This window comes from Novosphingobium sp. SG707, assembly GCF_012275515.1.
Classification (GTDB): domain Bacteria; phylum Pseudomonadota; class Alphaproteobacteria; order Sphingomonadales; family Sphingomonadaceae; genus Novosphingobium.
The window spans coordinates 14,487-32,443 of record NZ_JAAZQL010000009.1 but is presented as its reverse complement, the minus strand read 5'-3'; the positions used below and the strand labels follow the sequence as shown (position 1 = coordinate 32,443).

The following is a 17,957-nucleotide window of genomic DNA, read 5'->3' as shown; positions in this document are numbered from 1 at the left end:
TGCGCTGCGCCTCTCCCCCAACTTTTGCCCAGCCATCAGGCCCGATCAGAACATCTTGCGGAATTCCACCTCGATGACCCGCCCCTGCGCATCCATATAGAGCGGCTGATAGGACAGCGGGGTGTTGCCATTGCTGTCGGTCACGCGCTGGCGCTGGTTGAAGATGTTCTTGGCCCCGATGCTGAAACGCGCATCCTTGAAGAAGGGCGTTTCCTTCACCAACCGCTTCTGCTGCCCCAGATCGAAGAACAGGCGCGTGTTCAGCTTAAAAAGCGAGCCAAAGCGCAGATCGGTCGAACCGGGCGCGCCGCTGCCGTTGACATGGGTGGGCGCGGTCCACGTGCCGTTCATGCGCAGGCCGATGCCCTTGAAGAAGAAGCCGCCCTCGCCCTCCAGCGAGTGCCGCGCCGTGCCCCCGCCCGACAGCGCATCGCCGCCCAGCAGATCAAGCGATGGCCCACTGGCCGCGACCTGAACCCGGTTTACGAAATAGACAGTGTGATAAAGCGAGAGGTTCCAGCGGCCTTCATAACGACCGCCACGCCCACCACCCGGAGGGCCACCCGGACCGCCCCCGCCCGGCGGAGGACCGCCCATGCCGCCGCCCGGCGGCGGACCACCCGAACCACCGCCACCCGGACGCCCTCCGCCCGGTCCATTACCGCCCGGACGCCCGCCTCCCGGAGGTGGGCCACCGCCGAACATGCCCATCGGCCCGCGCCCCTGCGACCGGATTTCCTTGCCCAGATTGCCGCCGATGTTAAAGCCCCAGCGCACATGCTCATCGCGCGTTTCGGCCAGAGTGATCGCGCGGCGGTCGATCTGGGTAATGGCGCCTGTAGTGGGATCGCGCGTCACGCGTCCCGGATAGGCCCCCTCGATCGCCGTGGTCAGCGTGGTCGGGAAGGCGCTGGTGACATTGCTGGACTGGTTGTTGAAATATTCCACCACCAGATTGGACTTGCCCTTCAGGATGGGCGGGGTCCAGTTCAGGCCCAGCTTGATATCATTGCGATGCTCCTTCACCAGCGCTGAATTGCCTCCGGTGATGACCGTGGCCAGCACGGTCTGGCTCTTCACAAAGTCATAGACCGATACGTTATAGGTGGCCACCAGCGGCGAGCCCAGATTGGACAGCGAAGGCGCGGCCTCGTCATAGAGATAGCTGGCCTGAAGCCCCAGTTTGTCGGTGACATTCCATGTCAGGCCCGCGCTCCAGTCCACCAGTTCGCCGAAATCGGACAGGTGATCGGCCGAGGCCGAGAGGTTGAGCGTGATATCGCCCAGCGCCTCGCCCACATGCTCGCGGCGGCTGGTGAGCGGAATGCCCAGATTGACGCCCAGCGAAGCATCGCCGCGCTTCAGGTTCGAAGCGGGGCTGAGCGTGCTGGTGCTGCTGGCGTTCAGAGCGGTGTAATTGAAGCCGCCCTTGACCGTCACCGCCATCTTGCCCGCCGGCAGGGCAACCGGACGCCCGACAAGCGTGACCAGCGTGGTGACTGTGTCGGTCTTGCTCTTGGCGGTGGTAAAGCCGCCGCTGGGCGCAATGCCGCTGGCCAAAGCGGCGGCCAGAACCGCATTGTCGGTCACGCGATTGGCCGTGGTGGTCGTGGCGTCGACATGGCTGATGTCGGTGGTGGCCGACAGGTTCCAGTCGAGCAGGCGCTTGTTCAGCCCCGCCCCGGCCGAATAGGTGTCGGTCAGCGTGCGCCGCGTCAGAGCCCCGTCAAAGGTGCGCAGCACATCGGTGGCGGGCGAATAGGTGTTGAGCCCCGCCAGCCCCGTCACATCCGCGCGCGAAGCCAGCGCGTTGAACGTCATATTGCCGCCCATGCCGTCCTTGCCCAGCGGCGCGGTATAGGTGCCGTTGAGCGAATAGTCCTTGGTATTGGACACGAGCGTACGGTTGGCCGCCGGGCTGGGATCGGTCGAAAAGGTGGGGATGGTGTTGCGCGCCTGAAGGACTTTCGCCTGCGCCTCGGTGACCGGATTGGTGCGGTCGGCCTTGGCGGTCAGGTTCATCCGCTTGCCCTTATCGATTTTCAGCACCGATGCCATGCCTTTCAGCGTATTGGCGCCGATGCTGTCGGACAGGGCCAGTTCGGCCTCGACCGTGCGGGCCTGATAGTGATCCTTGAGGATGATGTTCACCACCCGCTGGTCGGCGCTGTAGCCAAAGCGCAGCGCGACTTCCTCGGGCAGGACCTCGACCCGACGGATCGATTCCGGCGGATAATTCATCATTTCGCGGAAATTGGTGATGCGCTGGCCGTTGACCAGAATGACCGGGCCCGAAGAACCACGCCCGCGCCCGCTGCCCGTCTGCGGCGAAATGGCGGTGATCAGGTCATCCACCGTGGTTGCGCCATAGGCGGCAATGTCTTCCTCGTCGAACACCGCCACGGGGGGCTGGGGCGCCTCGACCTGCCCCTTGATGCGGTCGGCCACGACCACGATCTCGCGCCCGCGGGTCACCGGCGTTTTGGGGGCGGTGGCGGTTGCGGTGGCATCGTCGGATGCACCCTCTGCGGCGGTTTCGACCACTGGCGCGTCGGCGGCGGCCAGCGGCGCGGCCTCTGCGGCAGGCGCAGATTGCGTTTGGGCCAGCACCGACCCACCGGACGCCATCACCCAAACCAGCGATACCGGCACAAAGGCAAACCGGGGGCCAAACTTGCGGGCAATCTTGCGCAAAACGGATACTCCCTGAGACAGAACCTTATGATTGGCATGGCTGTCAGGGCTATGCGGATGCCGATTGGACCGCCTGTTCGCAAGCGCGGCAAGGTAACATATTGTCGCATTGGCGCTACATTTCGGCGGCATGTTGGCATATCTGGCCAAACCTTGCGCGAGTTTGGCTTTCCTTTTGCCGTATCTGCGTCTATGGCGCGCGCCAATCTCCCCTCTTATTAGAGAACCGAAGTTTACGGATGGCGAAAGAAGAACTGCTCGAAATGCGCGGCCAGGTGGTCGAACTGCTGCCCAACGCGATGTTCCGCGTGCGGCTGGAGAACGATCATGAGATCCTCGGCCACACCGCAGGCAAGATGCGCAAGAACCGCATCCGCGTGCTGGTGGGCGACGAGGTGCTGGTCGAGCTGACCCCCTATGACCTGACCAAGGGTCGCATCACCTATCGCTTTATGCCCGGTCGCGGCGGCCCCGGCAGCTATTAAGCGCCTGGCTGCACCCTAGCGATGGCTATGACCGATCAGGCCGGCAAACCGCTTCTGGTGCTGGCCTCGTCCTCGCCCCGGCGGCGGGACCTTTTGGCGCGTCTGGGCATTGTGCCCGACCGCATCGCCAGCCCCGACATCGACGAAACGCCGCTCAAAGGCGAATTGCCGCGTGCCTATGCCCGCCGCCTTGCGGTGGAAAAGGCACGCGCCGTCGACCGTGCGCCCAACGAGATCGTGATCGCGGGCGATACGTCGGTGGCGCTGGGGCGGAGGGTTTTGCCCCCGGCCGATACGGTGGAATTGCAGCGCGAAATGTTGCGCGCGATTTCCGGGCGGCGGCAAATGTGCATCTCCTCGGTCTGCGTGATCGACACGGCGGGGCGCGAACGCGTCAAGCAGGTCGAGACGCTGGTGATTTTCAAAAATCTGACCGATCAGGAAATCGAGGCCTATATCGCCAGCGGCGAAGGTCTGGGCAAGGCGGGCGGCTATGCCATCCAGGGCCGGGCCGAAGCGCTGATCCGGCGCCTGTCGGGCAGCCATTCGGGCGTGATCGGCCTGCCTTTGTATGAAACGCGGGCGCTGCTGCGCGCCGCCTCCTATCCTCTGGATTAAACGCCCATGTGGTTGATCGAGCAAGGCATCGGCGAGGATCGCGCGGTGCTGCTCGATGGAGCCGAAGTGGTGGCCGCCAAGATCGACTGGCCCGGAAGCGCCGCGCCGGGGCAGGTTGAGAACGCGACCCTGATCCGCCGCGCGGGAGGTTCGCGCCGGGGCCTGTTGCGCCTGAAGAGCGGCGAGGAAGCGCTGGTCGACCGCCTGCCGCGCGAGGCGAGCGAGGGCGCGCCGATCCGCGTCGAGATCTTGCGCAGCGCCATGGCGGAAACGGGCCGCTATAAATTGGCCCAGTCGCGTCCGTGCGATGCACCGCTGCGCCCTGCCCCGCGCCTTGCCGATATCCTGCCCGATGCGCGCGTGGTGCGCCAATTCCCCGCCGGTGTGTGGGAGGATGTGTGGGGCGAAGCATGGAGCGGTGCGGTCGCCTTTTCCGGCGGAGCGCTGGTGCTGTCGCCCACGCCCGCGATGACGGTGATCGACGTCGATGGCCCCCTGCCCCCGCCCGCGCTGGCCGTGGCGGCGGCCGGGGCGGTGGCCTCGACCATCAGGCGGCTCGATCTGGGCGGTTCGATCGGCATCGATTTCCCCACTCTGGAGACCAAGGCTGATCGGCAGGCGGTGGACGGCGTTCTGGCGCAGGATCTGGAAGGCTGGCCCCATGAACGCACGGCGATGAACGGCTTTGGCTTTGTCCAGATCGTTTCGCGGATGGAGCGCCCTTCGCTGCTGGCGCGGCTGACCCATGCGCGGGCGGGCGCGACGGCGCGGCTTTTGCTGCGCCGGGCCGAGAGGGTTGCGGAGGCCGGACTGCTGCTGCTGCGCGCCCACCCTTCGGTGATGGCGGCCATCACGCCCGCATGGCGCGAGGAACTGGCCCAGCGCAGCGGACGGCGGCTGGATTTTCAGGAAGATGCGGGTCTTGCTCTCGACGGCGGATTCGCGCAGGCGGTGACATTATGACCCAACAAAATCGCAAATGCCCGGTCTGCGGCAAGCCCCGCAACGAATCACATAAACCATTTTGCTCAACCCGTTGCCGTGATCGCGACCTGATGCAGTGGCTGTCGGACGGCTATGCCCTGCCCGGAAACCCCGCAAATGGGGAGGATGACAAATAAGTTTCATCGAATGTGTTTTTTTGGCTTGCCAAGACCGATCCGGTTAGCCATAGGCCCGTCCACCGGCAGCGAGGCGATGGCAACATCCTCTGCTAAACGGTAACAAATGGTAATGCCTGGGTAGCTCAGTTGGTAGAGCACGTGACTGAAAATCACGGTGTCGGCGGTTCGATCCCGTCCCCAGGCACCATTACCGCCTTCCAAACACATTCTAGACCGTCTGAGGACATCCGGCAATGGCGGAATTGCGCCATTTCTGCTGGATCACCAGTCCGGTAGAGTCGGGCGGGTCCGGTTGTACCCGGACCATCTGATGGTACTCTTGTTGGTATGCGCAATCATACTATCAGGACGATACCATCATGGCTATCACCGCACTGACAATTAATGCCGCAAAACCAAAAGATAAGCCCTACAAATTGAGCGATGAGCTAGGGCTTTGCCTGCTCATCATGCCCACGGGTGGACGGCTCTGGCGATTTAATTATCGCTTCGGGGGCAAGCAGAAAACTCTGTCTCTCGGGAACTATCCCGACCTGCCCCTCGCCAAGGCCCGGGCCATGAGGGCAGCCGCCCGCGAGGCCTTGGCGGAGGGCCGTGATCCTGCCCAAATCCGCAAGGACAAGCAGCGCGAAGAACGGGCCCGCTCGCAGGATACGTTTCGGGCGATAAGCAAGGAATGGCTCGGCAAGCTTGAGAGAGACGGCCGTTCGACCGACCATATCCAAGCTGCGCTGGCTGCTCGATTTTGCCAAACCCGATATCGGCGACCGCCCTATCACGGAACTGACGGCGCCTGAATTGCTTGATGTGCTTCGAAAAATTGAATTGCGCGGACGCCATGAGACCGCCAATCGCCTGCGCAGCACGTTCGGCACGATCTTCCGCTATGCGATCGTCACGGGCCGCGCGCAGTATGATATGTCTCGGCCAATCTGAAAGGGGCGCTCGTCACACCCAAGACGAAGCATCACGCGGCGGTCACCGACCCCGACATTCTGGGCGGCCTGCTTCGGTCCATTGATGCCTATGATGGGGCAGTGCCCCAATGGCTTGCTCTCCCGGCAAACCGCCTTACGCTGCCCGGCAGCGCCCGGGGCTCAGACCGCGCCATCAGGGCGCGCCGGCTCCTGACCGACCGGCGCGCCCACTTCTTCATCAACATGCCCTGTCGGCATGCAGCGGGCCCTATGACGACCGGCCTGGCGGGCTTCCTGCGGGTTCGCCGCCCTTCCCGCCGCCGCCCTTGATCCGCCCCGCACGGCGGCTTCTCCGGCGGTCCCGGCGCTTGAAAGGTCCCGGTCCCCACATCGCGGTTTGCTCTCAAGCAGCCGCAGAACCCTGATCGAGCGAACTGGCCTGCACGATCGTCCGACAGGTTTCGGAAAACTCAGGATGACGGGTTCAAGGCATAACAACTCAGGCTGTACAACTGGTCAGTCGTGAACCCGCAAGGTGAGATACCACTGGCGAGGCGGACTATAGGTTGCGGATACAAAGCCTACACTGCCGGGGGAGGATTGATCAAACCCGCCAACGACAAAGCGCTTATCGGTCAGATTGCGCACGCCCAAGGTCAGGCTCCAGCGCTCATCCCTGCCGGTATACCCAATCGAGCCATCCAGCATGCCGACATTGCCCGACTGAAGGTAACGCGAATTTTCCGCATCAGGATGAACGTTGCTCTTGTAGCTATAATCGGCAGCCAGAGAGAGTGCGCTGCCGTTTGCCAGAGTGTGCCGCCAAAACCCACCAAAAGCGGCCGACCATTCGGGGGTATTGACCAGCTTGTTGCTTGCCGCGAATGTCACGCCGGGGCTGAGCTGGCGATAATAGGCATCCAGATAGCCGACGCTGCCGTTGATCGACAATTCGCCCAGCTTCGCCTGCGCCTCGGCCTCAAAGCCGCGGATCGTGGCCTTGCCGCCATTTTTGAATACGGGTGAAAGGCCATTGTAGACCGTAACCTGCATGTTGTCATAATCGGTGCTGAAGGCCGCCAGATTGAGACGCAGCTTGCGATTGAGGAGCGTGGATTTCAGACCAAGCTCATGCGTATTGGCCGTCTCGGGCCGGAAGGTCAGCTGACTGATGTCGTTCGGCGGTGATATGACGTCAAGCAAACGCGTGGTCCAACCACCCGACTTAAACCCCTGCGAGAACGAATAATACGTCATCAGATCGGACGAGAATTTGTACTCAGCCCCGGCCTTGAACGACAATGACCGTGTTTCCGCATCACTTGAATTCAAGCTGGCTCCCGCCCTGGCTCGCAGCTTCGGCAAAGAGGGCATTGCAGCGGTGCAGAAAGCTGCGGGTAAGCTGGTCGATTCCGAAATCACCGGAGAAGACGCAGCCGCCAAAATCTCAGCGTCCCAGCAGCGCAGTCAATCGATCCAAAGCCAGATCGCCGAGCTTGAACGCAAGCTTGCCGCCATGAAGCCCAATGATCCCGAAAGGGAAACGTTGCGGTCTGAAATTGCAAAGCTGCGGGGTCAGATCACACAGGAGAAGTCCGCACAAGCCGATAGCGCGGAGCAATTGGCCAATACTCCCATGAGTTTCAACTATCGCGGTGAAGGCGGGTTTGCTTTCGGCAACAACCTCATTCGCGATGCCGCTCATGCCGGATGGATCAGCATGACCACTATGATGAGTACCGTGCTCCTCGGTCTTGCTTACGGCATGCCTTGGGCTGTTCTTGGGCTGGGCCTGATCCTGCTGTGGCGCTGGAGGTATTTTGCGAAGTTACGCCGGAAGCTCTTTGGCCCTCCCGCTGATTGAGACGGCAACGTGGGGCCTGCAAGCTTTTGCTTCTTGCATACCTGCCCGTTACGTGATCGCGTAACGGGCTTGATTGAGTGACATCCGTCCGAATTGAGTGATTGCTGTAGCTTACGCCCTTAAAGGAGACGTTCAACGCCTCCGGTGGAGCCACCCAAACTTGTCGTTCATTCATGATCATGCTGGCGGAAGATGCCGCGCCATGCGTGCCTTGAGCAGTTCCACCAGTTCCGGCTGCATGAAGGGATAGTCGTCCGAGATATTGAGGCAGATGATCCGTTGCCCACGTTGCAGGCCGCGCGGAACCGCCGTTGCACTTTGGCGCGGTGCTGCTTTTCCATCACCACGATGATGTCGGCCCATGACACCAGTCCTGCGGTCAGGGGGTTTTCGGCATCATGGTTGGTGCCGGCTGAGGACACCTCAAGGCCGGGATAGTCGGCAAACACCTGCTCGGCCGTTGGGCTGCGCAGGTGGTTCTGGCTGCAAATGAACAGGATGGTTGTCAAGCAACGCCTCTGAAAAAAATCCTCCCCTGTTTTTGAGCGCCTTGCGCGACAGGTCAATTCGAAGTAATGCGCCGCTCAGCCAATACAGGCCTGTTCTTAAGCTAGCACTACTTTGGCAAACCCGCCATATGCGCGGACAGCTCATCGAGAAAAACGCGGGTCTTGAGCGGCAGGTATTGTGCTGTAGGATAAAGTGCGACAATCGGCGCTTCGCCGCAATCCCAGTTAGGCAGTACGCGCTCCAGCCGTCCAAGTGACATATCTTCGACGACGTCGACCTCCGATTTGAGCATGATGCCGAGGCCAGCGAGCGCCCAGTCGTGGACCGCATCGCCATTATCGACACGCATTCGTGCTGCCGCAGCGACATGAGCGGTTGCCCCGCCCGGCCCCTTGAGATGCCAGGGCTCGGCCGCACTGCCGTAGCGCAGGAATTCGTGCTCAGCAGCCTGTTCCGGCGTTTCGGGCCGACCCGCGCGATCAAGATAACCAGGCGATGCCACGAGGATGCGCCGATTGTCGGCAAGTTTCCGCATCATGGCCGAACTGTCGGTCAAAGTGCCGATGCGGATCACCAGATCCAGCCCCTCCCCGACGAGATCGACCAACCGATCATTGAGGTACAGGGACACGGCAAGCCTAGGATAGCGCGTAGCGAGGCGACCGAGCACCGGCGCGACGTAGCGCCGGCCGAACGAGATAGGTGCACTGACGCGAAGAGTGCCGACCGGCTCGTCCCGGCCGCCAGCGAGCCTTTCCTCGCCGGCTTCGATTGCGTCGAGCGCCCGTTCGACGTCGATCAGCAGCCGCGCGCCTTCCTCAGTGGCGCTGAGCGAGCGTGTACTACGATGGATAAGGCGCACCCCGGCACGACTCTCCAAGGTTGCCAACCGCTTACTGACCACCGCCAGCGTCAGGCCCATTCGCCGAGCCGCTGCCGATAGACTGCCTTCGCTCAGGATGGCGCGGAATGTCTTCAGTTCGTTAAGATCATCCAGCATTGCATTATCAACCTTGATGCGAGTGTGCATGAAATTATTCACAGCTTATCGCCCGGGGCGCAAGAGCCGATATCTGCGCTATGACAACGCAGCTTCCCCTTACCCGCCGAACCCTTCTCGGCAGCGGCTTCGCCGCTGCTGCGGTTACCTTGTCGCCGACGCTCAAAGCTCAGGAGGTCATCATGCCTGCTTCCGGACCTTTCTGGCCGAACGATGCCCGTCTCGCCGTCAGTTTTTCGCTCATGTTCGAAGCTGGCGGACAGCCCATTTCGGGCGCGGGTGGCATCATTCCCGACCCTATCGAAAAGGGTTTGCCCGACCTTCCTACCAACGCTTTCTTTCAGTATGGCATTTACGAGGGCATACCGCGCATCCTCGACCTGATGGACAAGTACCAGGTCAAACTCTCGTCTTTCATGGTCGGCCAAGCGATCGAGAAGGCGCCGGATCTGGCCCGTGAGATCGTTCGCCGGGGACATGAGGCCGCTGCGCATGGTCGCGCCTGGCAAAACAGCTATGCTCTCGATCCCGATGCCGAACGGCGTTTCATCGCCGAGGGCGCAGCAAGCATTGAGAAGATCACAGGCCAGCAGCCGCTCGGGTGGAACGCCTATTGGATGCGCAACTCGCAGCATACGCTCGACATCCTCCAGTCGCTCGGCTTCCAATACCATATCGACGAGCCGAGCATGGACCAGCCGTTCATCATCAAGCTCAAAGGCGGCGACTTCGTCACCGTTCCTTACACACTTCACATGAACGACATCGTCTCCTTTCCCTTCGGGAGCTGGAATCCAGATGCTTATGAGCAGGCGTTGAAGGACGAATTCGACCAGCTTTACGAGGAGGGCGCGCACAAGCGGCGGATGATGGTCGTGTCATTGCACGATCGCATCTCCGGCCATGCGAACCGTGTTCGCGTCCTCGACCGTTTCCTGGCCTATGCCAAATCGAAGGCCGGCGTCTGGTTTGCCCGCAAGGACGAGATCGCCGCCTACGCCCTCGCCCACCGCCCTCAGACGCCTGTCTTTGATCGCGGAGCGCCCGCGATCAGCGGTCTGCCGGGGTCCTCGGCCTGATCCCTCTTGAAGGAGAACAAGAATGACTATCGAACTCAAGGGCCAACACGTCCTCGTGGTCGGTGCCGCTGGCGGGATCGGCGAAGCGACCGTCAAGGCCTTCGCCGCCGTCGGCGCGCAGGTTGTCGCAACAGGCCGGAACACCGACAAGCTCATCTCGCTTGCCGCTGTGACGGGTGCTGAAACGGCTCTAGTCGATTTCCTCGATAATGACGCGGTGGAGGCTTTCTTTGAGAGCACCGCTCCGTTCGATCATGTTGTGATCGCGGCTGCCGCCACGAAATCCGGCGCGATAAGCACACTGGCGATCGAGGATGCCAAAGCGTCGATGGAGAGCAAGTTCTGGGGCGCATACCGGATCGCACGGGCCGTCCGGATTAATACCGGTGGTTCGTTGACCTTTGTCTCGGGCTTTCTGTCCCATCGGCCGAGCGCGACATCGGTGCTTCAGGGTGCGATCAACGCCGCACTCGAGGCGCTGGGGCGGGGACTTGCACTCGAAAGGGCGCCCGTTCGCGTCAACACCGTATCACCGGGTATGATCGACACGCCGTTGTGGAGCGGAATGTCTGAGGCGGACCGGCAGCGGCTGTTCGAACAAGCAGCCGCGAAGCTTCCCGCACAACGCATCGGCCAGCCCGAGGATATCGCGCAGGCCATCCTGTTCCTCGCAACCAACCCTTTCGCCACCGGCGCCACCGTCATGATCGACGGCGGCGGCACGATCGCGTGAGGAGATGATCATGCGCCTGTTCCCTCTGATAGCCTTGACCGTGGCCGCCGCGGCACCCGCCGAGGCTGCACAGGTCGATGATGTCGCCGCACTCGCCATGGCAATACCGCAGGAACTGATTGTCGCATCAGGCATGTCGCCGACGACGAGAGATGCCCTGCTTAAGCCGGTCGATGCCTTTTATGGTTTCTGGGAGAATGGCAGCCCCGCTCTGCTACGCCGGGCGCTCTCGCCGCGCTTCGTGGACCACACCCTGCCGCCGGGCCGGCCTCAAGGCCCCAGCGGACCCGTCGCTGCCTCGAAAGCGTTTCTCGCCGCCGTTCCTGATCTCAGGATGGACGTCGTTCAGCGGCTTGTGGTCGGGGACCGGGTGGTATCGCATTTGCACTTCACGGGCCATTTCACCGGCAGTCTCGACGGCGTGCAGGGCAAGGGCCAAGCGATCGACTTCATCGCGACCGACATTCTACGCATCCAGAAAGGACAGATTACCGACAACTGGCACCTAGAAGACAATCTCACATTCCTCAGACAGGTCGGCATCGTACCTGCGCGCTAATGCGCGCAGGTACGATGCCGGGGGCTGATCAAAGTCGAGGGCGGGGTAGATTCGACGTGGACTTCAGACGTCGATCACCCGCTGGATGGCTGCGCTGATCGGACCATCACCATGTGGCTTGCCCTTTATGACCACTAGCACGCCAGAGACGCCTACGCACGCCTCTTGGCGCAAGGCTGGACCGATGCCTTGCGCCACCAGCATCCCGCCAAATTGATCTGTACGTTTTGTGATTACTTCCGCCACGCCTACAGCCGCATCGCGAGCCTGCGGATCGACCATTTGCTGCTCAGCCCTCTGCCAAAAACTGGTCGATGGTCAGGTCGATACCCATGCGCCTGTGTGAGTAAAGCTTGGCGACAAGCCGAAGCCGCGACGCAGCAAGGCATATCCGGGTCCGAAGGAAACCAGGCGACGCTTTGACCATTTCATCGGCACCGGCCGCAGGAGGTCGACAGCGCAAAGGAAGGTGATATGCCCATTTCGGAATTGAGCGCGGTGGAACGGATTGCCCGGGTTCTCGCCGCCGAGCGCCTCAGCGTGAACGGGGAAGGCTACGAACCCTCGGCGGGCGATGAGGTCGAAGCGGAATGGCCCCTCTACATAGGCCAGGCGGTCGCCATCCTCAAAACGCTGCGCGAGCCCGATATCGTGATGGCCAATGCCGGCGATGCTGGGGTCTGGCAGGCGATGGTGGAGGCAGCTCTCGCCGATTACGAAGGCGATCCATCCGACGAATAAGATGGCGCCGGGTAACGCTAGCTCGAGCCGCGCGGCGATGCCGCGCGATCCTGCTCTTGCGGAACATCGGGGCCAGCATGTTCGATGGGAATCGCCGACAGAGGATTGCTGCGATGAAAATCGGTCATGCTTTGCACACGCGCCGGGATGTCGAGGATGCACCACGCCCATGGCTTTGGGCTAGCCCTGCCAGTCCGCCAAGGCCCTGCGGTAAAGGCGCTCTTGGTCCTCGACGCGTTCTCGCAGGCGAGCAAGCTCCTTGCCGTTCTCGCGCTTGCGTTCAGCCAACTGCGCTTTGAGCACCTCAATCTGCTTCACCAGTTTCGTCTCTGCCGTTTCGAACTCCTTCTGCCTGCGCTCCACCCCCGCGCGGGCAGCGTCCAGCTTTTCGCGACTGGGCCGAGGCTTTGGGTTGGGCGGGCTCGGCTTTTCCTTCACCCTCTCCGACGGAGTTGCTTTCGCCTTCGTTGCTTTCGACGTTCCCCCGCCGCCAGATGTTCGGCGGTTGTGCCGCGTGGGACGCGCAGCACTTGGCCGGGACGAGCTAGCGCCGCCTTCGCGAGTTCAGGGTCCGTCACAAGCTCGGCCACCCCCTGCGCGAAGAGGTTGCGCCTGGCGCCCCATGCCTCGAGCGCCGCCTTTTGGCTGGGCGCGGCAATATAGGTGTCCTCGAAGCCTGCAGAGGTACGGAAAACCTTGAGTGCGCGTTTGTTGGCCATAGGGACTAAACAATCCAAACGCCGCTTGGATGCCAATCCGCCGGTCGGCGCGGCGAACTCACCGCATGAACCAAACGCCCACTTGAACGTTATCGCCTGCATGGACTCACTGCGCTATCCCACGCCCGACCTTCCCGGCTTCCAACTGCCGGGCGACAATGCCCCTCGCGACGTGTGGGAGCATGCTTTCGAACAGATGCGGTCTGTCGATCTGACTTGGGAACAGGTCCAGCAGGGCTATGCGGCGAGCCTGGGCCCGGATGGCGCTTTTGGCGACATCGTGCGATTACGGGCATGGTGCGAAGCCCAAGGCCTCGTGCCCGCCGATGTGGCCGCCGAGGCGATCCTGGTGCGAATGTCGCCCGTCATCGAACATATGTCCGAAGCTGAAGACTTTGATGAAGCTGCGCAGGAAGAGATGGCCATGCGTGAGCTGGACGTGCGGTTCGACGTCCTGGAGTTCGTCGGCGCCTCCGTGGGCTGGGCCGCAGAAGACCTGAACAGCCGCGATCTGGCAGCACGGATCAGGACCGCAAGGAGAGTTCCCGTCGACCTTTCTCCGAAAGGCTGCGCAAGGTGATCGACCAACGCGTCTTCTCCATCTTGGCGATGCTGTGCTCCCAGCCATGGCGCGCTTCCCCGCTCAAATGATAAATCGAGCGCGGCGCCAGCGGGGCGGACAGGTCCAGGGCGAGGTGATCCATGTGGTGGCTCAGCGGCTCGACGATCTCTCCCCGCTGCTCGCCAGCGTTGGCGGGCGTGGGGACACCAGCGGGATGGATCCCGTGGCCCGCGCGGATGTGGTCAAGCATGGCAGCGGGCCAGATCGTCGCGATCCGGAGGAGCGGGTGCTGGGCCGCCCGGCGCGCAATATGTTTGATCCCGACCTTGCTCTTGGCTCCGGCATCATCCCGGGCCAGCCCACTGAGGGGATCAAGGTAAGGACGCGCGACTTTCGATGAGGTGGGATGCTTGCCCTTCCCCTCCCCGCTGATAGGATTTGCCCATGTGTAATCGTGCCCGTTTCGCTGATTAGCCGGAAGCCCTGTTTGGGGCCGCCAACAAGCTGTTTGGCGAGCGACCGCGCGACAATGGCGAGCGAGGCTGGGACGTGATGATCTGGGATGTGCTGGGCGGCAAGGCGGCCTGGCCGATGACCAATGTGCGTCAGCTTGGTCTGCCCCACTGGCGAAGGCTCGCCGAGAAGCCGGCTAACCGCTGTCTCGTTCCGCTCACCGAGTTCGCCGAGTTCACGCCCGAAAAGCATGATCTGGGCGACGGTAAGCCGCCGCTTAAGAGCGAGATGTGGTTCTCGGTTACAGATCAGCCTGTCTTTGCCGTGGTCGGCTTCTCGCAGGCGACAGTCGACGGCAGTGCCTCCGCGATGGTGACATGCGGTGCCAATGAGCTGGTTGCGCCTATCCATCCCAAGGCGATGGTGACGATTCTGCGGCCCGAAGACCACAACACCTGGCTGCGTGGCAGTTATGAAGAGATCGTCGCCCTGCAGCGACCCTATGACGCGGCGGCGATGGCGATGCTGGGGCCAGTCTTTCCGACGCGGGGTGGACCAGCATAAGCTCCGGAAAAGCGCTCGTTCGGTGTAGTCACGCTCCAGTCCCTATGTGATCGGTTTTCGCGAAAGTCTGCATTCCGGTCGGATTACGGCACGATGCCGACCTCATGGGGCTTGCAGACCTACCAACACACTGGCGTCCGACCCAAAGCTCATTGATCGTCTGGTCGGGGAGGTTCTATCGGCCATTCCTCGCCATCAAGCACAGGAAGCGCCTCGAACCAGAATCTGTCATGGCGCAACCGCCCGCCCTCAACCGAAAAATGAAATTCCTCACTAGGGACGGCGCGCAGTTTCTCGTTCACGCCGCCAAGTCCTCCAGAAGCGACCACGACATAACTGATCCGCCCTTGCGCGCAGCTGATCAGGGCTTCGATCATTGTCCCCAGCATCGCACCGTCGCAATCTGTGACCTTGGTCCCCGCGATCTGCGTGGCGGCAAACAGCGTGGGAGTCGTTGCTCGGCAGCTGGCATCCTGAGCCCGCCGGCTTCCCTCCTCATACGCACTTTGCCGCCCCAGCCAGCGCCATATGCCCAATGCATTTATCAGCGCGAGAAAGCCGTTGGTGGCAAGCAGGTTGCTCTGACCGGAGGACAGACCGATCCATGACCATGCCAATGATCCGATCAGAAACACAACAAAACCCCAGCCCGTAACGCGCGCACCCAAGTTGAGCGCCGTCATCACGGCCGCGATCATTGTCGCGGCCGGCGCGATCCATCCGGCCCAGTCGTGCCCCATCCCGTTATTCCCCGCGCTGTCCCCACTCCCGGTTCAGCCCGAGCGCTAGCAGCGTGCAGACTGCGCCCGAGAGCAAATAGGCCCCCACCGCCAGCAGGCCGAAATGGCTGGCCAGAAACAGCGCTGCCAGCGGAGCAAAGGCTGCGCCGATGAACCATGATGCGGTTGCGGTGGTTCCGGCGCCGGTGTAGCGATGCCGGGAAGAGAAACTGCCGTTGACCGCCCCGGAGGATTGCCCAAAGGCAAGGCCGAGGAGGACGAAGCCCAGAATCATATAGGTCCATTCACCCGACGGTCCACGACCCAGCAATTGCGGGGCAAAACCGCTGTAGATCGCGATGGCTGCCGCAGAAGATCCCAACAGCATTCGTCGCCCGACCCGGTCCGCGATCATGCCCGAAACCATCACCGCGCCAATTCCGACAACTGCCCCCACCATCTCGATGATCAGAAAGCGGATCGGGCTTTCCCCGGTCGAAAGTGTGATCCAGGAAAGCGGAAATACCGTCACCAGATGGAAAAGCGCAAAGCTGGCAAGCGGGGCAAAGGCGCCCAGCAGCACCGTACGCCATTCCTCACGAAACAGGTCTCCCACGTATGAAGGCTGCAATTCCCGGTTTTCGTAAAGAGCTTCGAATTCAGGCGTCGAGATCAGGCGCAACCGGGCAAAGAGCGCCACCACATTGATGACGAAAGCGACGAAGAAGGTGTAGCGCCAGCCCCAATCGAGAAAATCCGCCGGTTTGAGCGTATAGAGCAAATAAGCATAGACGCCTGAGGCCACCAGCAGCCCCACAGGCTGCCCCCAATTGCGGGATCATAGCAAACCAACCTCGCCGCCGGACCGGCGCGTTAAGCGAAAGCAGCGCAGGCAGGCCGTCCCACGTCCCGCCCTGGGCGAAACCCTGCCCCAGCCGGAACAGTGCCAAAATAACCGCAGCCATAGGCCCTGCCTGGTCATAACCGGGCACGAAGGCAATAGCCGCGGTCGATCCGCCGAGCAAAAACATGGCCAGTGTCAGCTTAACTCCGCGCCCATGTCGCCGGTCGATCCAGATGAAGAGCAAAGCCCCCAGCGGCCGTGCGACAAAAGCCAGCGAGAAAATGGCGAAGGAATAGAGCGTGCCCTGCAATGGAGACGCGTAGGGAAACATCAGCGAAGGAAATACCAGTACCGAAGCAATGGCATAGACGAAGAAATCGAAGAACTCCGTCGAACGGCCGATGATGACGCCTACGGCTATATCGCGCGGGCTGATCCGGGGATCGCGTGCGTTGATCAGTCGAGCGTGGTGCTCCAGAGTGGTCGAGCTTGCCGGTGCGCCAGTCATACTCATTCCTCTTTGGCAAATTGCTTGGCCATAAATTTTTGGAAAAACCTGTCCTTTGGTGCAACGATTCAGAGCTGCGATTGTTTCAAGGCCAAATCCTCTTTGCAGTCCGGGAGCTATGGTCCCGAACTGCGAACGCCTTGATGAACCGCCCCCAGGGGACAGCATCTGATTGGACAGCCTTGCCATGCGCGTGTCGGACCAGCCCTTGCCCCGCCCCCCGTCGCATCGATCCGGCTATGCGCGATGGTTAATCGCCGTTCCGACACTGATGCTGGGCGGATGCGACATGGTGGTGATGAACCCGACCGGCGATGTGGCGATGCAGCAGCGCAATCTTATCCTGTTCGCCACAGGGCTTATGCTGCTGGTCATCGTGCCGGTCATGGCGACGACGGTGTGGTTTGCGTGGAAATATCGCCGCGGCAATCCCGACAAGGTCTACGACCCCGATTTTGATCATTCCACCACCCTGGAACTGGCGATCTGGTCGATCCCGATGCTGATTATCATCGCGCTTTCGGCCGTGACATGGACCAGCACGCATCTGCTCGACCCCTTTCGCCCGCTGGAAAGGACCAGGCCGGGCGTGCCGGTTACGCCTGCAACACGGGTACTGGACGTACAGGTGATCGCGCTCGACTGGAAATGGTTGTTCATCTACCCCGAACAAGGCGTGGCCACCGTCAACGAACTGGCTCTGCCGGTGGATGTCCCGGTCCGCTTTTCCATCACATCGGCCAATCAGTTCAATACTTTCTATGCCCCCACTATGGCCGGGATGATCTACGCGATGCCAGGAATGAACTCGCGCATGCATGCCGTGTTGAACCGTGCCGGGGAAAGCTGGGGTTATTCGGGCAACTATACGGGGCGCGGCTATTCAGACATGCGTTTCCGGCTTCGCGGGCTCAGCGCGTCCGATTTCGGGCGCTGGCTGGTCCAGGTGAAGCAGAGCAGGGCCGCGCTCCTGCCCGCCACTTATCTGTCCATCGAAAAGCCGAGCGAGAAAGCGCCGGTCATGCATTTCGGCAGCGTGACCCCCGGCCTGTTCGATCTTGCGGTCAACCGCTGCGTGGAACCGGGGCGCCCCTGCATGGCCGATATCATGCGCGGCGACATGATGCGCGGTGGCGGCAATCCCCATAGGTCGGGCGCGCATGATCCGGGAATTGGCGGCGGCACGGCACCCGGCCACGGCTCCATGCCCGCCGCACCCCATCAGGAAGGCCATCCGCTGTGAGCAACACCGTGATCCCGCCGG

The 17,957-nt window shown here is 62.0% G+C and carries 23 protein-coding genes, 1 tRNA gene and 1 pseudogene; 16 read left to right on the top strand and 9 right to left on the bottom strand.

The annotated features are described in order from the left end of the window. Nucleotides 1–45: 45 nt before the first annotated feature. The gene (locus tag FHW92_RS20595) at nucleotides 46–2,694 is read right to left on the bottom strand and encodes a TonB-dependent receptor (protein WP_168605163.1); all 2,649 of its coding nucleotides are present in this window, start codon (nucleotides 2,692–2,694) and stop codon (nucleotides 46–48) included. A gap of 239 nt (nucleotides 2,695–2,933) precedes the next feature. On the opposite strand from FHW92_RS20595, the gene infA reads away from it, so the two are divergent. From infA to FHW92_RS26125, 7 genes are all read left to right on the top strand, one after another. After that, nucleotides 2,934–3,179, top strand: a complete 246-nt coding sequence (gene infA / locus FHW92_RS20590) for a translation initiation factor IF-1 (RefSeq protein ID WP_168605162.1) — start codon at nucleotides 2,934–2,936, stop codon at nucleotides 3,177–3,179. Between the two features lie 27 nt (nucleotides 3,180–3,206). Further along, nucleotides 3,207–3,797: a Maf family protein gene (locus FHW92_RS20585; RefSeq protein ID WP_168605161.1), complete on the top strand. Its 591-nt coding sequence runs from the start codon at nucleotides 3,207–3,209 to the stop codon at nucleotides 3,795–3,797. Between the two features lie 6 nt (nucleotides 3,798–3,803). Then, the gene (locus FHW92_RS20580; RefSeq protein WP_168605160.1) at nucleotides 3,804–4,760 is read left to right on the top strand and encodes a ribonuclease E/G; all 957 of its coding nucleotides are present in this window, start codon (nucleotides 3,804–3,806) and stop codon (nucleotides 4,758–4,760) included. Beyond that, nucleotides 4,757–4,918, top strand: a complete 162-nt coding sequence (yacG, locus tag FHW92_RS20575; RefSeq protein ID WP_168605159.1) for a DNA gyrase inhibitor YacG — start codon at nucleotides 4,757–4,759, stop codon at nucleotides 4,916–4,918. The genes FHW92_RS20580 and yacG overlap by 4 nt, the downstream gene beginning before the upstream one ends. Nucleotides 4,919–5,032: 114 nt before the next feature. Beyond that, a tRNA-Phe gene (locus tag FHW92_RS20570) sits at nucleotides 5,033–5,108 on the top strand. Nucleotides 5,109–5,280: 172 nt separating this feature from the next. Continuing rightward, entirely contained in the window at nucleotides 5,281–5,718 is a 438-nt protein-coding gene (locus FHW92_RS25880) for an Arm DNA-binding domain-containing protein (protein WP_246870325.1), read from the top strand. Between the two features lie 10 nt (nucleotides 5,719–5,728). Further along, nucleotides 5,729–5,857: a hypothetical protein gene (locus FHW92_RS26125; protein ID WP_282599812.1), complete on the top strand. Its 129-nt coding sequence runs from the start codon at nucleotides 5,729–5,731 to the stop codon at nucleotides 5,855–5,857. 497 nt (nucleotides 5,858–6,354) lie between these two features. On the opposite strand, the gene FHW92_RS20560 is transcribed toward FHW92_RS26125, so the two are convergent. Next, nucleotides 6,355–7,212, bottom strand: coding sequence for a TonB-dependent receptor (locus tag FHW92_RS20560; RefSeq protein ID WP_246870324.1), 858 nt, complete (start codon nucleotides 7,210–7,212; stop codon nucleotides 6,355–6,357). Here FHW92_RS20560 and FHW92_RS20555 point away from each other — a divergent pair. Beyond that, nucleotides 7,130–7,702, top strand: a complete 573-nt coding sequence (locus tag FHW92_RS20555; RefSeq protein ID WP_168605157.1) for a hypothetical protein — start codon at nucleotides 7,130–7,132, stop codon at nucleotides 7,700–7,702. The two genes, FHW92_RS20560 and FHW92_RS20555, sit on opposite strands and share 83 nt — an antisense overlap. A 167-nt stretch (nucleotides 7,703–7,869) precedes the next feature. On the opposite strand, the gene FHW92_RS20550 is transcribed toward FHW92_RS20555, so the two are convergent. Further along, the gene (locus tag FHW92_RS20550) at nucleotides 7,870–8,211 is read right to left on the bottom strand and encodes a hypothetical protein (protein ID WP_349237726.1); all 342 of its coding nucleotides are present in this window, start codon (nucleotides 8,209–8,211) and stop codon (nucleotides 7,870–7,872) included. Nucleotides 8,212–8,318: 107 nt separating this feature from the next. Beyond that, nucleotides 8,319–9,254, bottom strand: coding sequence for a LysR family transcriptional regulator (locus FHW92_RS20545; RefSeq protein WP_210428620.1), 936 nt, complete (start codon nucleotides 9,252–9,254; stop codon nucleotides 8,319–8,321). Nucleotides 9,255–9,292: 38 nt separating this feature from the next. Between FHW92_RS20545 and FHW92_RS20540 the strand changes: the two genes are divergently transcribed. Genes FHW92_RS20540 through FHW92_RS20530 form a run of 3 tightly spaced genes read left to right on the top strand, consistent with a single transcriptional unit; the run spans nucleotide 9,293 to nucleotide 11,583 of the window. Next, a complete protein-coding gene (locus tag FHW92_RS20540) occupies nucleotides 9,293–10,291 on the top strand; it encodes a polysaccharide deacetylase family protein (protein ID WP_210428619.1) in 999 nt (332 codons plus the stop codon). 22 nt (nucleotides 10,292–10,313) lie between these two features. Beyond that, nucleotides 10,314–11,024, top strand: a complete 711-nt coding sequence (locus FHW92_RS20535) for an SDR family oxidoreductase (RefSeq protein ID WP_168605156.1) — start codon at nucleotides 10,314–10,316, stop codon at nucleotides 11,022–11,024. Between the two features lie 10 nt (nucleotides 11,025–11,034). Further along, nucleotides 11,035–11,583, top strand: coding sequence for an ester cyclase (locus FHW92_RS20530; protein ID WP_210428618.1), 549 nt, complete (start codon nucleotides 11,035–11,037; stop codon nucleotides 11,581–11,583). Nucleotides 11,584–11,646: 63 nt separating this feature from the next. Here the strand turns inward: FHW92_RS20530 and FHW92_RS20525 are convergent, their stop codons facing one another. Continuing rightward, on the bottom strand, nucleotides 11,647–11,865 hold the full coding sequence (locus FHW92_RS20525; RefSeq protein ID WP_168605154.1) for a hypothetical protein: 219 nt from the start codon (nucleotides 11,863–11,865) through the stop codon (nucleotides 11,647–11,649). Between the two features lie 192 nt (nucleotides 11,866–12,057). Between FHW92_RS20525 and FHW92_RS20520 the strand changes: the two genes are divergently transcribed. Beyond that, the gene (locus FHW92_RS20520) at nucleotides 12,058–12,324 is read left to right on the top strand and encodes a hypothetical protein (protein WP_168605153.1); all 267 of its coding nucleotides are present in this window, start codon (nucleotides 12,058–12,060) and stop codon (nucleotides 12,322–12,324) included. Nucleotides 12,325–12,504: 180 nt separating this feature from the next. On the opposite strand, the gene FHW92_RS20515 is transcribed toward FHW92_RS20520, so the two are convergent. Together FHW92_RS20515 and FHW92_RS20510 are read right to left on the bottom strand one after the other, a co-directional pair. Then, entirely contained in the window at nucleotides 12,505–12,762 is a 258-nt protein-coding gene (locus FHW92_RS20515) for a hypothetical protein (RefSeq protein ID WP_168605152.1), read from the bottom strand. Next, entirely contained in the window at nucleotides 12,759–13,043 is a 285-nt protein-coding gene (locus FHW92_RS20510) for a hypothetical protein (RefSeq protein WP_168605151.1), read from the bottom strand. The genes FHW92_RS20515 and FHW92_RS20510 overlap by 4 nt, the downstream gene beginning before the upstream one ends. 25 nt (nucleotides 13,044–13,068) lie before the next feature. On the opposite strand from FHW92_RS20510, the gene FHW92_RS20505 reads away from it, so the two are divergent. From FHW92_RS20505 to FHW92_RS20495, 3 genes are all read left to right on the top strand, one after another. Continuing rightward, entirely contained in the window at nucleotides 13,069–13,623 is a 555-nt protein-coding gene (locus FHW92_RS20505) for a hypothetical protein (protein ID WP_210428617.1), read from the top strand. Between the two features lie 67 nt (nucleotides 13,624–13,690). Next, nucleotides 13,691–14,005: a hypothetical protein gene (locus FHW92_RS20500; RefSeq protein ID WP_210428616.1), complete on the top strand. Its 315-nt coding sequence runs from the start codon at nucleotides 13,691–13,693 to the stop codon at nucleotides 14,003–14,005. Between the two features lie 83 nt (nucleotides 14,006–14,088). Next, nucleotides 14,089–14,622, top strand: coding sequence for an SOS response-associated peptidase family protein (locus tag FHW92_RS20495; protein WP_246870335.1), 534 nt, complete (start codon nucleotides 14,089–14,091; stop codon nucleotides 14,620–14,622). A 149-nt stretch (nucleotides 14,623–14,771) separates the two neighbouring features. Here the strand turns inward: FHW92_RS20495 and FHW92_RS20490 are convergent, their stop codons facing one another. Both FHW92_RS20490 and FHW92_RS20485 read right to left on the bottom strand, forming a co-directional pair. Further along, complete coding sequence (locus FHW92_RS20490) at nucleotides 14,772–15,362, bottom strand: PRC-barrel domain-containing protein (protein WP_246870323.1); 591 nt, start codon at nucleotides 15,360–15,362, stop codon at nucleotides 14,772–14,774. Between the two features lie 4 nt (nucleotides 15,363–15,366). Next, nucleotides 15,367–16,693 (bottom strand): annotated as a pseudogene (locus FHW92_RS20485) (MFS transporter). A gap of 172 nt (nucleotides 16,694–16,865) precedes the next feature. Here FHW92_RS20485 and cyoA point away from each other — a divergent pair. Then, nucleotides 16,866–17,936, top strand: a complete 1,071-nt coding sequence (gene cyoA / locus FHW92_RS20480; protein ID WP_246870322.1) for a ubiquinol oxidase subunit II — start codon at nucleotides 16,866–16,868, stop codon at nucleotides 17,934–17,936. Nucleotides 17,937–17,957: the final 21 nt, after the last annotated feature.